The following is a 15,628-nucleotide window of genomic DNA, read 5'->3' as shown; positions in this document are numbered from 1 at the left end:
CCGTCGAGCCCCGGCCGCCGCCGAGCCCGGCAGCCGTGAACGCGAGCGCCGGACGGTTTCCACCGCCCGGCGCTCTCCATACGCATGGCTCCGCTCAGTGAGCTCAGTGAGCGATGCCCCCGTAACCCACGACCTCGCGCGGGTCGCGGGCCGCGGGCCCCACGTACCGGGCCGAGGGCCGTACGAGCCGCCCGGTGCGCTTCTGCTCCAGGATGTGCGCGCTCCATCCGGCGGTGCGGGCGCAGGTGAACATCGAGGTGAACATGTGCGCCGGGACCTCGGCGAAGTCCAGCACGATCGCTGCCCAGAACTCCACGTTGGTGGCGAGCACCCGGTCGGGCCGCCGGCTGTGCAGCTCGTCCAGCGCCGCCCGCTCCAGCGCCTCCGCGATCTCGAAGCGCGGTGCGGCGAGCTCCTTGGCCGTCCGGCGCAGCACGCGCGCCCGCGGGTCCTCGGCGCGGTAGACACGGTGGCCGAAGCCCATCAGGCGCTCGCCCTTGTCCAGGGCGTGCTTGACGTACGAGGTCGCGTCGCCGGTCCGCTCGATCTCCTCGATCATGCCGAGGACGCGCGACGGCGCGCCGCCGTGCAGCGGGCCGGACATGGCTCCGACCGCACCGGAGAGGGCCGCCGCGACATCGGCCCCGGTCGAGGCGATGACCCGCGCCGTGAACGTGGAGGCGTTCATGCCGTGCTCGGCGGCGGAGGTCCAGTAGGCGTCGACGGCCTTGACGTGCTTGGGGTCGGGCTCGCCGCGCCAGCGCTTCATGAAGCGCTCGACGACGCTGTCTGCCTTGTCGATCTCCTTCTGCGGGACCATCGGCAGACCCTGCCCGCGCGCGGACTGGGCGACGTAGGAGAGGGCCATGACAGCGGCCCGGGCGAGGTCGTCCCGGGCCTGTGCCTCGTCGATGTCGAGCAGCGGTTTCAGACCCCAGACCGGGGCGAGCATCGCCAGCGCGGACTGCACGTCCACCCTGATGTCGCCGGAGTGGACGGGGATCGGGAACGGCTCGGCGGGGGGCAGGCCGGGATTGAACGCGCCGTCGACCAGCAGGCCCCAGACGTTCCCGAAGGACACGTGGCCGACGAGGTCCTCTATGTCGACGCCTCGGTAGCGGAGCGCGCCGCCTTCCTTGTCGGGTTCGGCGATCTCCGTTTCGAACGCGATGACTCCTTCGAGTCCGGGTACGAAGTCGGACATCAGGCGGCTCCTCATGAGGTGGTCGACATGCGGCTCTGCGACCAAGCTGTCAGGGTCGGTGCCGAGCCGGTTACGCGGCCGCCGGATGCGGCCTGCGGTCCGAACCAGTCACCCCGGTGATGCCCCGTGCGGGTGCGGGTCACCCGGCCGCGGCAGAAAGCAGCCCGGAAAGGGCGGGCCGCGCGATGGTCCGAGCCGTGTGTGGGGGCAGGTCGCCGGTCGTTACGGGTCAGTACAGGCCGGACACGATATCTCGCTGTGTCCGGAGACCACAGTGGTCCAGCCCTTGATTTTGGCGGGTTCGGCACCTGCCGGGAAGCGTGAGATGGGGCACACTGCCCCGTTCCCGGCCGCGAGGATTACGAGGGTTGCGGTGGGGGCAGACTGCACGCCGCGCGTGGGTCCGCCCTCGAACGGCAGCCGCCTCGGCTCGGGCCGAATTCCGGCCCGGCGGGCCCGGCGTCGGCCCGGCCCCCGCGCCCCGGTCCTCCCTCTCGACAGCGGCCAGGCAGCGCCTCGCGCCGGCATGTTTCCGGCCCCGTTGTCGGCCGGGCGACGGGCGGTGAGGGCCATGCTGCAAGATATTGCGCGTGCCACACGTTGACCCGGAACAACCCACCGCGCGGGCTCTCGACCCGGCTGCCATGCGCGAGCACTACCGGGCGGAGGGCTTGGCGGAAGCCGACCTGGCCGCGGACCCGATGGACCAGTTCAGCCGCTGGTTCGAGCAGACCGCGGCGAGCGGGATCTTCGAACCGAACGCCATGGTGGTCTCCACGGCCGACCCGGCCACGTCCTGCCCCAGTTCCCGCACGGTGCTGCTGAAGCACTTCGACGAGCGCGGCTTCGTCTTCTACACGAACTACCGCTCGCGCAAAGGTCGCGAGCTCACGGCCAATCCGCAGATCTCGCTGCTCTTCCCGTGGCACCCGATCGCCCGCCAGGTGATCGTCAGCGGCGTGGCGGAACGGACCGGACGGGACGAGACGGCGGCGTACTTCCGTACCCGGCCGCACGGGTCCCAGCTGGGCGCCTGGGCCAGCGAGCAGTCCTCGAGGGTCGCCTCCCGGGCGGAACTGGACCGCACGTACGAGGAGCTGGCCGACCGCTACCCGCCGGGCGAACAGGTCCCGGTCCCGCCGGAGTGGGGCGGCTACCGCGTCCGCCCGGAGTCGGTCGAGTTCTGGCAGGGCCGCGAGAACCGGCTTCACGACCGCCTCCGCTATGTGCGTGCGGAGGCCGGCTGGCAGGTGGAGCGCCTCTGCCCGTAGCCGGTCGCGGATCCCCACCGCCTCCGGCTCCGTACCGGGACGGGCCTCGGTTCGTCCGTCCCGGACTCCGCCGCTTCCTGCGCGGTATTCGGGCCCGGAACGCTGGGCGCGTGTGTCCCCGCTGCGCGCCGCGGCGCGAGCTCCCGAAGGGGGACGCACCGGGTACGTGCTCCGGGGCGAGCGTCCCCGGCCTGTGTCGCTCAGCGGACCGGCGGGGTCGGTACGACTGCGGAGGATCGGGTCGACAGGCTGCGGGCTGCGGTCGGCGGATAGTGACCGGCGCGGAGCGAGCGCCGGCTCGGCGGGCGGGAACGAAGTAGCCACGGCGGGCGGAAACGAGGCGGGGCCACGGCGGGAACGAAGCAGTCACCGCGGGCGGAAACGCAGGCGACCCGCGAGCTCTCTCCTCCGGCGCCCAGGGGCGCCAGAGGGCCGGTCGGACGTACCGGCAGCTCGCGGGTCGGGTGACTGCTTGGGAATAGGCCGGCTGGCGGGATCTCTCCCTCCATGGCGTCCCACGTGGCGCCAGGTCCGGCTGTGCGCAGAGCGCGACGACGGACTGCTAGCCCGCAGTCACCTCACGCGTCCGGTTTGACTTCATCTGCCGAACCACCTCCCTTCTCGTGTACAGCACACGCTAGGCACCCCTCCCCGGCACCCACAACCCAATTTTCGATGCGCGACGATTTTCGCTGCGTGAGCCGGTACCAGGCCCCGGCCGTCCCGCCACGGGGGAGGGCGGACGGCCGGGGCTGCCGGCCCACCTCGGCCCGGCCGGCTTGCGCCGACCGCTTGGCCGAGGTGGGGGCCTTGGACCTGCCCCCGCTGCGCTGCGCCGCCGCAGTCACAGGGAGGGCAGGGGCTCATTCTGCTCGCACGACCACGGCGAACGAGGTCATGACCCGTCTGAAGCCCAGGTGCCCGGTGCGTCCGGAGTGCTTCAGGCACCACATGTCGACCGCAGCGGCGTCGGTCTCACCGCCGGACTCCTCCTCGCACGAGAGGCACTGTGCTTCGAGGGTCACCTCCGTATCCGGGTGCGCGGCGATCGTGTGATCCACGAATCGGAACACTGACCGGGTCACCCCCGCACCCGCCGCAGGTTGATCTCGGTCACCTTCACCCGCAGTTCGTCCAGCGTGGTGGCCGGTTCCACGTTGTCCGGCTCGGCCTCCCATTCCAGGCCACCGTGCGGCGGGCGGAGCTGCATGCGCGGCCCGACCCGTCCCATGAGGACGCCGACGCGTCCGGTGCCGGAGTCGGCGACCAGCGTGCCGACGACCAGTTGCTCTCCCCTGCCCTGTTTGCTCGCCATGGATAAGACGCTAGGGAAAAGGAGTTGGAGAACACCACGCGATGTTCTCGACTGTTCTCGTATGCTGACTGAATGTTCTCGGGTGGTCTCACGCAGTGTCAGGCACCTTGTTCCGCGAGGGCTTTGGCCCATGAATGCTTGGTGTGGATCTGAGCTCCAACGAAAGGACGTGACCATGGCGCGGCGACTGCGCTTCAACGGCACGGGCTCGGGCGGCGGTGGCTGTCCCGCCGTGCACGAAGACCTGGACAGCGGAGAGATCATCGTCCACGGAATGCCGCTCACCGACCCCGAGGACATCGCCGAACTTCGGCATCTCAACGAAGGTGAGGTGCCGATCGTTGTGCCGCGCGAACTGCTGGTCGACTTCGGCCCCAAGGAGGTCACCCGCGTGCCACGAATCATCGATCTGGACACCTTCTCGCGGCTCTTCGAGACATTCGAGCACACCGCGTGGCGGCTGGAGACCCGCCGCCGGTACGCGTCAGACGAAGTCACTGACACCTACGCACAGTTCATCGCCGGTCAGCCCGTGCAGTGGGACTACCACGACGCGTGGTGCAGCAACGTGAAGGCGCAGACGGCGTCGCGCAAGCGCTTCGAGCGCGTTCGGATCGTGGACAACCCGCCGACTCCGGGCCAGCTCTACTTGCTCGACAACGCCAAGCGGAACTGCGCCGTGGGAGAGGACATCCGCAACCTGTGGCGCGAAGATGCCGACCGTCTACGCCTCCCCGAAGAGGACTTCTGGATCTTCGACTCGCGCCTGGTCGCTCTGCTGAACTTCGATGACGCCGACAACCTGGTCGACGTTGAACTGATCACCGAGCCGGTAGAGGTCAACCGCTATGCCCAGACGCGTGACGCGGGCTGGCACTACGCGGTTCCGTACGAGGCGTTCGCTGCGGACCTGACCGAGAACGCGTAGCAGTAGCGTGTGACCGGTGAGTACAGACTTTCAGAAGGCACGGGCCGCCCTCGGCGCGAGACTCCGGGAACTGCGCGTTTCGGGTCCTTGCGGTCGGCTCACCGGCACACAACTGGCGGAACGGCTGGGCTGGTCGCACTCCAAGATCTACAAGCTGGAGAACGGACGCCAGACCGCGACAGCAGAAGATCTGCGAGCCTGGGCAGAAGCGACTGACCAACCGGACGCCGCCGAGGAACTGAACTCCCGGCTCAAGGGACTTGAATCCCACATTCGGTCGTGGCGCCGACAACTGGCCTCGGGTCACAGGGCCGTACAGGATGCGATCACCGCCGAGCACGGCCGTACCACCACACTGCGCATCTGGGAGAACTGCCTCGTGGCGGGCATGCTCCAGACGGCAGACTACGCACGAGCGGTCTTCACTCGGCACGCCGAACTCATGCAGTCGCCTCGGGACACCGAGGAGGCGGTGCGCGCCCGGATCCGGCGCCAAGAGGGGCTGTACGACTCCGGCAAGCGGCACCAGATCATGATGTGGGAGGGGGCCCTGCGTACGCTCATCTGCCCGCCCTCCGTACTTGCCGCACAGCTCGACCGGCTCGCGAGCGTCGTCGGTTTGGACACGGTCGAGCTGGGGATCGTGCCGTTCGCCGCATCCTTGAAGATCATGCCGGCCAACGGGTTCTGGATCTATGACGAGCGGCTCGTGGTCGTCGAGGATTGGCACGCAGAATTGTGGATCAACGACGATGACAGCATCGCAACCTACCTGCGCACCTGGAACACCTTGCGCCAATCCGCGGTCTTCGGCGCCGACGCCCAACGCGTAATCAACATGGCACGCCGGGCTCTGTGAACGTTTCTGGGGCTCCCAGGAGCGGTCGTACGGACGGTCACGGTCTCGCAGACCGTCCTGGACGCCCTTGCTGCCCTTAGGAGCCGGTACCCGACCGATCCCCACGACCTTCGCATCCACGGTCTGCGGCACGCTGACGCCAGCCTGTTGATCATGCATGGGGCGGGCCCGAAAACCGTTGCCCCGCGCTTCGGCGACACCGTGGCCGTGGCGATGCAGATGTCCGCACCTCTTTTGTCCGCACCTCCTTCCGGACGAGGACGACAACACCCGCGAGGCGGTCGAGAGCGCCCTCCGGAGCCATCTCACTGTCGAAGCGATTTATGGGAAGGCGGTGTGATGTGCCCGCGATATGCCCTGTGCCCAGTCGTGATCGTGCGGGAAGCTTGAAGTAGAGCCGATTTTCGGGAACACGCTGTGGGTTGTGTCACGTTCCAGTTGAATGATCTGACGTGCAGCCCATGCAGCCACGTTCAGCAGGAGGTGCCAGGTGACTGCTTCCCGGCCTTCCGGCCCCGCCCGACCGGCGGACTCGGGCTCGACGGGCCCCGGAGGCCCCGCGGGGCCGGATCCCGGTTCGGGCGCGGGCGCGGGCCCCGGGGACGGTGCCGCAGACGAGTCCGCCCCGCCGCCCGAGCCGGAGCCCCCGGAGTCCGACCACGAGGACTCCGACCTGCTCACGGCGCTGCTGGACGGCATGGACGCGGCCCTGTGCGCGTTCGACGCCGATGGCGTCATCACCCACTGGAACCGCGAGGCCGAGCGCATCCTCGGCTGGACGGCCGACGAGGCAGTCGGCCGGCGCGGCTTCGCGGGCTGGGCGATCCGTACCGCGGACGCCGCGGACGTGGAGGGCCGGCTGCTGAGCGCGATGACGACCCCGGGCCGCCAGGTCCATGAGTTCGCGCTGGTCACCAAGGAAGGCGGGCGGGTGCTGCTGCGCACCCAGTCGGCCGTTGTCCGCGCCACCGACGGGCGCGCCGCCGGTGTCTACTGCGCGTTCAGCGAGGTGCACGCCCAGATCGATCTGGAGCGGTCCATCGCGCTGAGCGAGGCGCTGTTCGAGGGCGCGGAGTGGGGCGTGGTGCTCGTCGACGTCGATCTGCGCCCGGCAGTCGCCAACGCGCACGCGGCGCGTGCCCTGCACGAGGGGCGTACGGCGGTGCTCGGACGCCCCCTGGGCGACCTGCTGTCGCATGGTGTGGAGGAACTGGAAAGCGCGTTCCAGCACGTACTGGCCGAGGGCGCGCCGCCCGCGCCCTCCGATCTGTGGGTGACCGTGCGCGGCGCTCAGGGCAAGGAGGGCGGGGACGGCAAGCAGCAGGAGCGGCGCTGCTGGCGCAGCCGTTTCCTGCGGCTCGGGTCGCCGCTCGCCGAGGAGCCGGTCCCGCTCGGAGTCGGCTGGTTCTTCGAGGACGTCACGGACGCCAAGCTGCTCGAACAGGAGAGCTCGGTGCTGCGCTTCCGCGCCAACCAACTGCACCGCGCGGGACGTGCCGCCGCCGAGTGCGAGGACCCCACGGAGGCGGCGACCGTCTTCATGGACTTCGCGCTGGTGGGCTTCGCGGACCACGCACTGCTGGACCTGGTGGCGGACGGGGAGCCCGTCCGGCTCGTACGGGCCGCGGCCACGCCCGCGGGCTCGGGCGGCCCGTGTTCCCCGATCGCGACGGGCGGCATCCCCGTGCGCTACATCAAGGGCCACCCGGCACTCCAAGCCGTCGAACGCAACGGCCCGGTCCGGACCAGCGAGGGCAGCCGTACGGCGAGCGCTCGAACGGGCGGCCGCACCGCGGACGGCTCGGGCACGGCGGCCGGCGAGCAGGCCGGGCAGTGGGCACGGGACCGCCAGTGGCCGGAGGACTCGGTGCACGCGCTGTGCGTGGTGCTGCGCAGCAGGGGCCGGACGCTGGGCGTGGCGACCTTCCTCCGCTCGTCCGGCCGCCGCGCCTTCGAGCGGGCGGACGCGGAGTACGCGGAGGACGTGGCAGACCGCGCGGCCGCTGCCCTGGATCTGGCCCGGCAGCTGTACTGACGGTGTACTGACGGTTCGCGCCGAGTTCCGCGCCACGCGCTGCCGCCTCGCGGCTGCGCGCGCGGGCGGAGGCAGGGCGTGGCCACCGCAGCCATCGGCCGGGCCCTCCGATGTCCGGGAGGCATGGCCCGGAGCCGCTCGGCGGACCTGGAGCCGACTCGCTCACGCACCGGTCTGTCCGGCGCGCTCGCGAACACGCGGGAGGGTCTGTTGCCGCCCCGCTACCGCCCCGCGGAGCGACTCCGGGACACGGAGGCGCGCCGGAGGTGGCTTGGGAGGCGGCCCCGGACGCGCCTCAGTGACGGAAGAAGATCCGGTCCGCGTACTCGGTCATCACCCGGCTGTTCCACTCGTGGCCCCCGTCCACGTTGCCCGAGCGCAGGAGCGGCGGCGTGATCCCGCGCTCCACCAGCTCGCCCGCGGCCGTCGCCATGACGGCCTGCATCAAGGCGCTGGTCACCACCGTCGAGGCGGGCGCGAAGGGCGCCTCGATGCCCTCGGCGGTCAGCTCCGCGTCACCGACCGCGATCTTGCTGTCCAGGACGAGGTCGCAGTGATCCCTGAGGTACGTGCCGGAGACATGCCGGGAGCGCGTGTCGCCCGCGTACGCCTGCGAGGTCACGCCGATCACCTTCAGACCCTTGGCCCGGGCGCCCATGGCCATCTCCACCGGCAGCGGGTTCCGGCCCGACAGCGAGATGATCACCAGCAGGTCGCCGTGCCGGGCAGGGCCGGTGCCGAGGACGGCTCCGGCGAGGCCGTCGACACGCTCCAGCGCGCTGCCGAGCGTGGCGGGCACGACGTCGACACCGATCACGCCGGGCACGGCGAGCAGGTTCATCAGAGCGAGCCCGCCCGCGCGATAGACGACGTCCTGCGCGGGGAGCGAGGAGTGCCCCGCGCCGAAGGCGAAGAGCCGGCCCCCTTCCGCCACGGTGTCGGCGATCATCGATCCCGCCGTCGCGATGTTCTCGGCCTCCTCGTCGCGGGCTCGCCGCAGCAGCTCGATCGCGGCGTCGAAGAACTGCCCGGCCAGCTTGCTCTCGCTCATCGCCGCTGAGGCCCTTCCGTAGGGATTCCGAGGGGGATTTCCGAGGGGATTTCACAGGTACGTACCAGGGTGGCGCGGATCACGTTGGGGTCTCGACCGGCGTCCTGTCAATACCGCATGGCCCGACGGGGCCCAGTTGTCGGCGCGATGCGTCAGAATTGAGTTCGGGGCCACCGCACGACTCATCGAGGGGCACGCATGTCCGGACTGATCGACACCACGGAGATGTATCTCCGCACCATCCTCGAGCTGGAAGAGGAAGGTGTGGTCCCCATGCGCGCCAGGATCGCGGAGCGGCTTGATCAGAGCGGGCCGACGGTCAGCCAGACGGTCGCCCGTATGGAGCGGGACGGTCTGGTGACCGTCGCCGGGGACCGGCATCTGGAGCTCACCGAGGAGGGGCGCCGGCTGGCGACCCGCGTGATGCGCAAGCACCGGCTCGCCGAGTGCCTGCTCGTCGACGTGATCGGTCTGGAGTGGGAGCAGGTGCACGCCGAGGCGTGTCGCTGGGAGCACGTGATGAGCGAGGCGGTGGAGCGCCGCGTGCTGGAGCTGCTGCGGCATCCGACCGAGTCGCCGTACGGGAATCCGATCCCGGGTCTGGAGGAGCTGGGGGAGAAGGCCGAGGCCGACCCGTTCCTCGACGACGGGATGGTGAGCCTGATGGACCTCGACTCGGGCTCCGAGGGCAAGACCGCGGTGGTGCGGCGTATCGGCGAGCCGATCCAGACGGACGCGCAGCTGATGTACACGCTGCGCAGGGCCGGGGTGCAGCCCGGTGCCGTGGTGAGCGTGACGGAGTCGGCGGGCGGGGTCCTGGTGGGCAGCAGTGGCGAGGCCGCTGAGCTGCGGGCGGACATCGCCTCGCACGTATTCGTCGCCAAGCGCTGACGCCACGCGTCGCTCGTCCCCCTGTCCCTGACTCTCCGTCTCTCCCGTTTTCCGTTCTCGGTCTTCTCGATATTTCCCGAATCATCCTGACGCCGGACCCTGCTGTCCGCATCTCACTCAGGCCTCAACGACCGCTCGCGGAGGATGAGTTGGCGTCCGGCGTGCGCCCTGGCGCACCCATACGGCCGGGCTCCCCCGGATTCCCGGACAATGGCGGCTGGGGGGCAGCGCTCCGGCGCCGCGCGTGCGACGCTGTCGCTGAGGCATATGGCCCATGAGTTTTCACGGTCCGCCCGAAGGGGCGGTCCGCCGACTCGGGGAGGGGGCTGTCATGAGCCCGTGGAGCGTGGGCGGGGCTGCCCTGGGCAACCGCCCGGGCAACGGTGTCGGCAGGGGCCCCGGTGCGCTGAGCATCCGGGGCCCTGCCTCCCCATGTCCCCCCTCAGGGCCTCCGTTGCCGGAGGCCCTGGCGACCCGGAGCCCCGAGCTCTCAGGGTCATTCCCCGCCCCTGCGGACCCTCTTCCCCGTAGGGCCCGCCTCCCGGTAGCTGTCTCCCCTCGGTGTCGGTCGTCAATCCTTGAACGGAGTCACTCGAACGAGGGGTCTTGCGCGCCAGAACCACTTATTCGAACGGGGGTTCGATAGTGTGTCTGCGGGCCACCACGTACCAAGGACCCTGCAGCTGATGACGCAGCTGACGACGCGGAGCGGCCGGAAGGAATGGGGGTGCCAGGACACATGGTGCGGCGCATCGACGTGAACGGAGCCGACGGTGTTCGGCTCGCCGCCTGGGAGTTCGCCGACCCGCCCAAGGGCGGCCGGGAGGACGCGAAGGCACCCGGAGTTCTGTTACTGCACGGCCTGATGGGGCGGGCATCCCACTGGGCCGGCACCGCCCGCTGGCTCTCCGCCCGGCACCGGGCCGTCGCGCTCGATCAGCGCGGCCACGGTCGCAGCGAGAAGCCCGCGGACGGCCCGTACACCCGGGAGGCGTATGTCGCCGATGCCGAGGCCGCGGTCGAGCAGCTCGACCTCGCCCCCGTCACGCTCATCGGCCACTCCATGGGTGCCCTGACCGCCTGGCAGTTCGCGGCCCGCCGTCCCGACCTCGTGCAAGCACTGGTCATCTGCGACATGCGTGCCTCCGCGCTGGGCGCGCAGTCGCAGCGGGAGTGGGAGCAGTGGTTCAAGACCTGGCCGCTGCCGTTCGCGACGCTCGCGGACGTCCGCAAGTGGTTCGGCGAGGACGACCCGTGGCTGGAGCGCCCGCGCCCCTCTCGCGGGGAGTTCTACTCCGAGGTGATGGCGGAGCGTGGCGACGGCTGGCGCCCGGTCTTCTCCCGCCGCCAGATGCTCACCTCCCGTGAGACCTGGGTGCACGACGCGCACTGGGAGGAACTGGCCCTGGTCCAGTGCCCGGCCCTCGTCGTGCGGGGCATCGACGGCGAACTCGGCCGTGCGGAGGCCCAGGAGATGGTCCGTGTCCTGCCCTGCGGCGAATACGCCGAGGTCCCCGACGCCGGCCACCTCGCCCACTACGACCACCCCGAGGGCTGGCGCACGGCGGTCGAGCCCTTCCTGCTGGCGACCCTGCCGGCCTGAACCCGCGGCGGCGGCCCTTCGCGGCCCGGGGCTGCCGCCTCCCCGCCTGCCCGGGGCCGCTGCGCTCCGGGCTGCCGGGCTGCCGGGCTGCTGTGCCCCGCTGCCCGGCGCCGGGACGGTCACCCGCGTCGGCCGTTTCCGGCCGCCGCCACTCTCCACCGCCCCCGAAGGGCCGCAAGGGCCGCCCACCAGGCCCTGGCCGGGGCACCGTGCGCCCGCACCGTCACCTATGCCCTAGGCTCCGGTTCATTCCGGTGACGCGTGGAGCGGGCCGACCGCGAGGCGGCCGAATCGCCGTACCACCCGCAGGCCGCGGGCCGTACCCGCCCCGACTCCGCACCTGCGCGCCGACCCGCCCGGTCGCCCCCCACCGACCGCAACCCGCTACCAGCCGGGAGGGAACCCCACGATGTCGCCGATGCCGCCGCCGCTGTCGCTGCCGCTGGCCGTCACCGCCGCCGGCGCCTTCGACGATGCCGCCCGGGCGGCCCTGACCGCGCTGATCGTCGTCGTCACCGTCGGCATCTTCTTCACCGGGATCTCACTCGGATCCCGCCGCCTGCTCGGCATCCGCATCGGAGCACTGCGCACCCTCATCGCCTGCGCCGTGGGCATGACCGCGTTCCAGCTGTTCAACCGCTCCCTCGAGGACACCGACAGCCGCGCCGCGCTCTCCACCGTCTCGCTCACCTTCTCGCTCCTCGCCGCCATGGCGGTCCTGGTCGTCATCGAGATCGCGGTCCCGTCCGGCAGCTGGCCACGCCCCGTGCAGTGGGGGCGGGCCGTACGCCGCCGCCTCACCCGCGCCCGCCGCTACTCCCAGATCAGCCGCATCTTCATGCGCCACGGCCTGGGGCGTTACGTCCGCGGCCGCGCCAGCGTCGACCGCGCCGCGCTCGCCGACGAGGCGGGCCGCGAGGCCGCCCGGTCGCTCCGGCTCGCGCTGGAGGAGTGCGGCGGTACGTTCATCAAGCTCGGCCAAGTGCTCTCCACGCGCCGTGACCTGCTGCCTCCGCACATCGTCGAGGAACTCAGCCGGCTGCAGAGCGACGTACCGGCGGCGCCCTGGCACGACGTCGAGACGGTGCTCCGCGAGGAGCTGGGCGCACCGGTCACCGATGTCTTCGACGCGTTCGACCACGAGCCGCTCGCCGCCGCCTCCATCGCCCAGGTGCACCGGGCCACCCTGCGCGACGGCAGCACGGTGGTCGTCAAGGTCCAGCGGCCCGGGATCCGCGAGTCCGTCGAGCGCGACCTCGACATCGTTCTCGCCATGGCACAGGGGCTGCACGTCCGGGCCCGCTCCGTACAGGACCTGGGCCTGCGGGACTTGGCGGACGGCTTCGCCGTCGCGGTCCGCGAGGAGCTGGACTTCCGGATCGAGGCGCGTAACGCGGACGCGGTCGCGGCGGCCTGCGAAGGCCGCGCGCCGGACTCCCCGGTCCGTGTACCGGCCGTGCACCACGAGCTGTCCTCGGCCCGGGTGATGGTCCAGGAGTGGCTGGACGGCGTGACCCTGGACCGCGCCGGGGCCGACGCCGACGCCCGCGGCCTGGACCGGGACGCCCTCGCCCGTACGGTGCTGGGCGCCATGCTCCGCCAGATCATGCGCGACGGTGTCTTCCACGCCGACCCGCACCCCGGCAACATGCTGCTGCTCGCGGGCGGCGGTGTCGCGAACGCCCGTATCGGGCTGCTGGACTTCGGCTCGGTGGGCCGGATCGACGCGACCGTACGGGACGCCATCCAGTACCTCCTGCTGGCCGTCGACCGCGGCGACCCCGCGGGCATGTGCGACGCTCTGCTCGAACTGCTGGGCCCGCGCCCCGACGGCAACGACGACGGCCCCGCCCTCGATGCCCTGCTCCTGGAGCGCGAACTGGGCCGCTTCATGGCCCGCCACCTGGGTCCGTCGAGCCGTGCGGACGCGGAGATGTTCACCGCGCTCTTCCGGCTGCTCGCCCGGTTCGGTCTGGCCGTCCCGCCGGAGGTCGCCGCGGTGTTCCGAGCCCTGACCACCCTCGAGGGCACGCTCAGCCGGCTCTCGCCGGGCTTCGACCTGGTGGGGGAGGCCCGCAGGGTGGCGACGAACCTGGTGACCGAGCGCCTCTCGGTCGGACCGGCGGGCCGCCTCGCGGCCCGCGCGGGACGCACGTACGCGACGTGGACCAGCAGCTCGTACGACGACGTCTCCGCCACCCCCACCGAGGCGGGCGCCGGCACGGGCACGGGCGCCGGCACGGGCACCGAGACCATGGACGGCGCCGCTCTCGCCCGTACGGTCGCGCAGGAACTGCTGCCGATACTCCCGATGCTGCGCCGCATGCCCCGCCGGGCCGAGCGCATCACCGCCTCCCTGGAACAGGGCCGCCTCTCCGCGCGCGTGCGCCTGCTGGCCGACGACCGCGACCGCCGCTTCGTCTCGGGCCTGGTCCACCAGTTCCTGGTGACACTGCTGGCGGCGGGCACGGGCCTGATGGCCGTACTGATGCTGGTCCTCGGCACCGGACGCGGCCCCCACGTCACCCCGCACCTGGAGCTCTTCCCGCTGCTGGGCTACAACCTGCTGGCGGTGAGCGCGGTCCTCACGCTGCGGGTGCTCTACGCCGCCATGCGCCGTGCCCCGTAGGCGTGTTGGACGCGGCTCGGTGCAGCCCGCGCTGCGGGGGCGGGTGCGGCGGGCGAATGTTGCGGCGCACGGGCACCGTTGGGCTGGGAGCCTGTCGTCCCAGCCCAACGGGCCCGGTGTCACCCCTTGCTGACCGCCGTCAGGATCTCCGGCAGCCGGGATACGAGCCGCGGTGCCGACAGTCGCAGCGCCAGCTCCGTGATCGCGAGACCGTACGCCGCCCCCAGCGGCAGCACCAGCCACAGCCACGCGTGCGCGCCCGTCACATGCATCCAGATCGTCAGCGCCAGCACGGGAGCGCACAGCAGCGCGCCCGCCACCATGCCGCCCAGGATGCTGATCCAGGCCAGCCCCGCCTGCCCCGGCGCGACGTTCTTGAAGCCGCTGTCCTGCGGGATGCCGTACGGGAACAGCACCGACGCCACGGCGCCCGTCGCCAGCATCGCGCCCAGCAGCGCGAAGGACAGCCCCAGCGTCTCCGGGACCGCGTCCCACCGCTTCAGCAGGACAGCCGTGGCGACCGTGACGAGAGCCGTGTACGGGAGGGTGACGGCCACCAGGGCCTGGGCGCGTCCCCGCAGTTCCGCGGCGGCGTCGCCGCGGGACGAGATGGTCATGGCCACCATCCAGAAGGCGGACGAATCCTGCCCGAACTGGTTGTACATCTGCGTGCCGAGCATTCCGGCGGCGAAGCAGGCGAGGTAGATGCTGCCGGTGCCCTGCATCGCGTTGATCAGCGGCACGATCATTCCGATCGCCAGCGAGGTCACCCACGCGGCCTTCGTCTTCGGGTGCCGCCAGACGTAGCGCAGGGTGCGCTGCATGGCCGTGCCGTTACGGCCCTTCGGCAACAGGGCGGCCAGCCCCGAGGACCGCCCGCCGCCCGCCTTGCGCTCCGGCTCCATGGCAGCCTGGGTCGTCGACGCGTCCGGGCTCGTCATCAGCTTCGTCAGCCCGCGCTGCCACCACCACAGCAGCAGCGCCAGTGCCCCGGCGGTCAGGACGAGTTCGGCGGCCGCGGTCCCGTACGCGCCGTCGCCCGCGGCCCGTACGGCGTCCATCGCCGACGCCGGCGGCAGGAAGCGCAGCACGTCCGCGGCCGGCTCGAGCGCCGACAGTCCGCCCGCTGCCCCCAGCCGCTGCATCCCGTAGTTCACGACCTGGATCCCGACGGCGATCAACAGACCGCTCAGCAGCGCGAGATCGCGGCCCTTGCGGCTGGTCAGCAGCCGGACGTTGGCCGTCGCGACCGCCCGCGCCAGCGCGACACAGGTCAGCAGTGTCATCGGGACGGAGACGAACGCGACCGCGACGGCCGCGGAACCCTGCGCGACCGCGATCACCGAGCCCACCGCCAGCGTGAGCGTGAACAGCGGCCCGATGCCCACGATCGAGGACACCAACAGCGCGACGACGAGCGGACCCGGCCGCAGCGGCAGCATCACCAGCCGGGTCGGGTCCAGGGTCTCGTCCCCGGCGGCGAAGAACAGCGGCATCACCGCCCAGCCCAGGGCGAGTACCGACATCAGCACGGCCACGAGCGCCGCGGCGTGCTCGTTGCCCCGCAGCATGATCAGCCCGAACAGCTGCAGCGCGGCGAACAGCAGTGTCATCACGATCGAGGCGACGTACGCGGCCGTACGGCCGGACGACTGGCGCAGACCGTTCCGCAGCAGCGACAGCTTCAGCCGTACGAACACGGAGGTGAGCGCCGTCGCCCCGGCCGGGGCGGCGGCGGGGGGCGGGGGGGGGGGGGTTTCGGGGGCGGGGGTGGTGGTGAAAGGGTGGCCCCGCCCCACCACTGCCAAAAATGGGCCGCGGCCGGAGATAGGAATTGGACAC

The 15,628-nt window shown here is 71.5% G+C and carries 12 protein-coding genes; 7 read left to right on the top strand and 5 right to left on the bottom strand.

Annotation, left to right across the window (positions count from 1 at the left end):
* Positions 1 to 103: 103 nt before the first annotated feature.
* Complete coding sequence (locus ABZW18_RS15300; RefSeq protein WP_356187290.1) at positions 104 to 1,204, bottom strand: citrate synthase 2; 1,101 nt, start codon at positions 1,202 to 1,204, stop codon at positions 104 to 106.
* 644 nt (positions 1,205 to 1,848) lie between these two features.
* Between ABZW18_RS15300 and pdxH the strand changes: the two genes are divergently transcribed.
* On the top strand, positions 1,849 to 2,475 hold the full coding sequence (gene pdxH / locus ABZW18_RS15295; protein WP_356187444.1) for a pyridoxamine 5'-phosphate oxidase: 627 nt from the start codon (positions 1,849 to 1,851) through the stop codon (positions 2,473 to 2,475).
* A gap of 863 nt (positions 2,476 to 3,338) precedes the next feature.
* On the opposite strand, the gene ABZW18_RS15290 is transcribed toward pdxH, so the two are convergent.
* Together ABZW18_RS15290 and ABZW18_RS15285 are read right to left on the bottom strand one after the other, a co-directional pair.
* Positions 3,339 to 3,536, bottom strand: a complete 198-nt coding sequence (locus ABZW18_RS15290) for a hypothetical protein (RefSeq protein ID WP_356187287.1) — start codon at positions 3,534 to 3,536, stop codon at positions 3,339 to 3,341.
* Between the two features lie 20 nt (positions 3,537 to 3,556).
* Complete coding sequence (locus tag ABZW18_RS15285; RefSeq protein WP_356187285.1) at positions 3,557 to 3,790, bottom strand: hypothetical protein; 234 nt, start codon at positions 3,788 to 3,790, stop codon at positions 3,557 to 3,559.
* Positions 3,791 to 3,965: 175 nt separating this feature from the next.
* Here ABZW18_RS15285 and ABZW18_RS15280 point away from each other — a divergent pair, with 175 nt between their 5' ends.
* The 3 genes from ABZW18_RS15280 to ABZW18_RS15270 all read left to right on the top strand — a co-directional run bounded on the left by ABZW18_RS15280 (position 3,966) and on the right by ABZW18_RS15270 (position 7,612).
* Entirely contained in the window at positions 3,966 to 4,718 is a 753-nt protein-coding gene (locus ABZW18_RS15280) for a DUF6879 family protein (protein WP_356187282.1), read from the top strand.
* A gap of 16 nt (positions 4,719 to 4,734) precedes the next feature.
* Positions 4,735 to 5,577 (top strand): helix-turn-helix transcriptional regulator, encoded by an 843-nt coding sequence (locus ABZW18_RS15275; protein ID WP_356187280.1) that lies wholly within the window; start codon positions 4,735 to 4,737, stop codon positions 5,575 to 5,577.
* Between the two features lie 490 nt (positions 5,578 to 6,067).
* The gene (locus ABZW18_RS15270) at positions 6,068 to 7,612 is read left to right on the top strand and encodes a PAS domain-containing protein (protein WP_356187277.1); all 1,545 of its coding nucleotides are present in this window, start codon (positions 6,068 to 6,070) and stop codon (positions 7,610 to 7,612) included.
* Between the two features lie 295 nt (positions 7,613 to 7,907).
* Here ABZW18_RS15270 and ABZW18_RS15265 read toward each other — a convergent pair whose 3' ends face one another.
* The gene (locus tag ABZW18_RS15265) at positions 7,908 to 8,663 is read right to left on the bottom strand and encodes an SIS domain-containing protein (protein WP_356187275.1); all 756 of its coding nucleotides are present in this window, start codon (positions 8,661 to 8,663) and stop codon (positions 7,908 to 7,910) included.
* 198 nt (positions 8,664 to 8,861) lie between these two features.
* Here ABZW18_RS15265 and ABZW18_RS15260 point away from each other — a divergent pair, with 198 nt between their 5' ends.
* From ABZW18_RS15260 to ABZW18_RS15250, 3 genes are all read left to right on the top strand, one after another.
* Positions 8,862 to 9,554, top strand: coding sequence for a metal-dependent transcriptional regulator (locus ABZW18_RS15260; RefSeq protein WP_356187272.1), 693 nt, complete (start codon positions 8,862 to 8,864; stop codon positions 9,552 to 9,554).
* Between the two features lie 739 nt (positions 9,555 to 10,293).
* Positions 10,294 to 11,157 carry an alpha/beta hydrolase gene (locus ABZW18_RS15255; protein ID WP_356187442.1) on the top strand — a complete coding sequence of 288 codons (864 nt, stop codon included), beginning with the start codon at positions 10,294 to 10,296 and terminating at the stop codon, positions 11,155 to 11,157.
* Between the two features lie 418 nt (positions 11,158 to 11,575).
* On the top strand, positions 11,576 to 13,786 hold the full coding sequence (locus ABZW18_RS15250; RefSeq protein WP_356187269.1) for an AarF/UbiB family protein: 2,211 nt from the start codon (positions 11,576 to 11,578) through the stop codon (positions 13,784 to 13,786).
* A gap of 119 nt (positions 13,787 to 13,905) precedes the next feature.
* On the opposite strand, the gene ABZW18_RS15245 is transcribed toward ABZW18_RS15250, so the two are convergent.
* Entirely contained in the window at positions 13,906 to 15,486 is a 1,581-nt protein-coding gene (locus tag ABZW18_RS15245; protein ID WP_356187266.1) for a transporter, read from the bottom strand.
* Positions 15,487 to 15,628: the final 142 nt, after the last annotated feature.

Origin of the sequence: Streptomyces sp. NPDC004647 (genome assembly GCF_040609575.1) — a bacterium.
Taxonomy (GTDB): domain Bacteria; phylum Actinomycetota; class Actinomycetes; order Streptomycetales; family Streptomycetaceae; genus Streptomyces.
The sequence above is the reverse complement of the archived record's forward strand: the minus strand, read 5'-3'. Positions and strand labels throughout refer to the sequence as shown.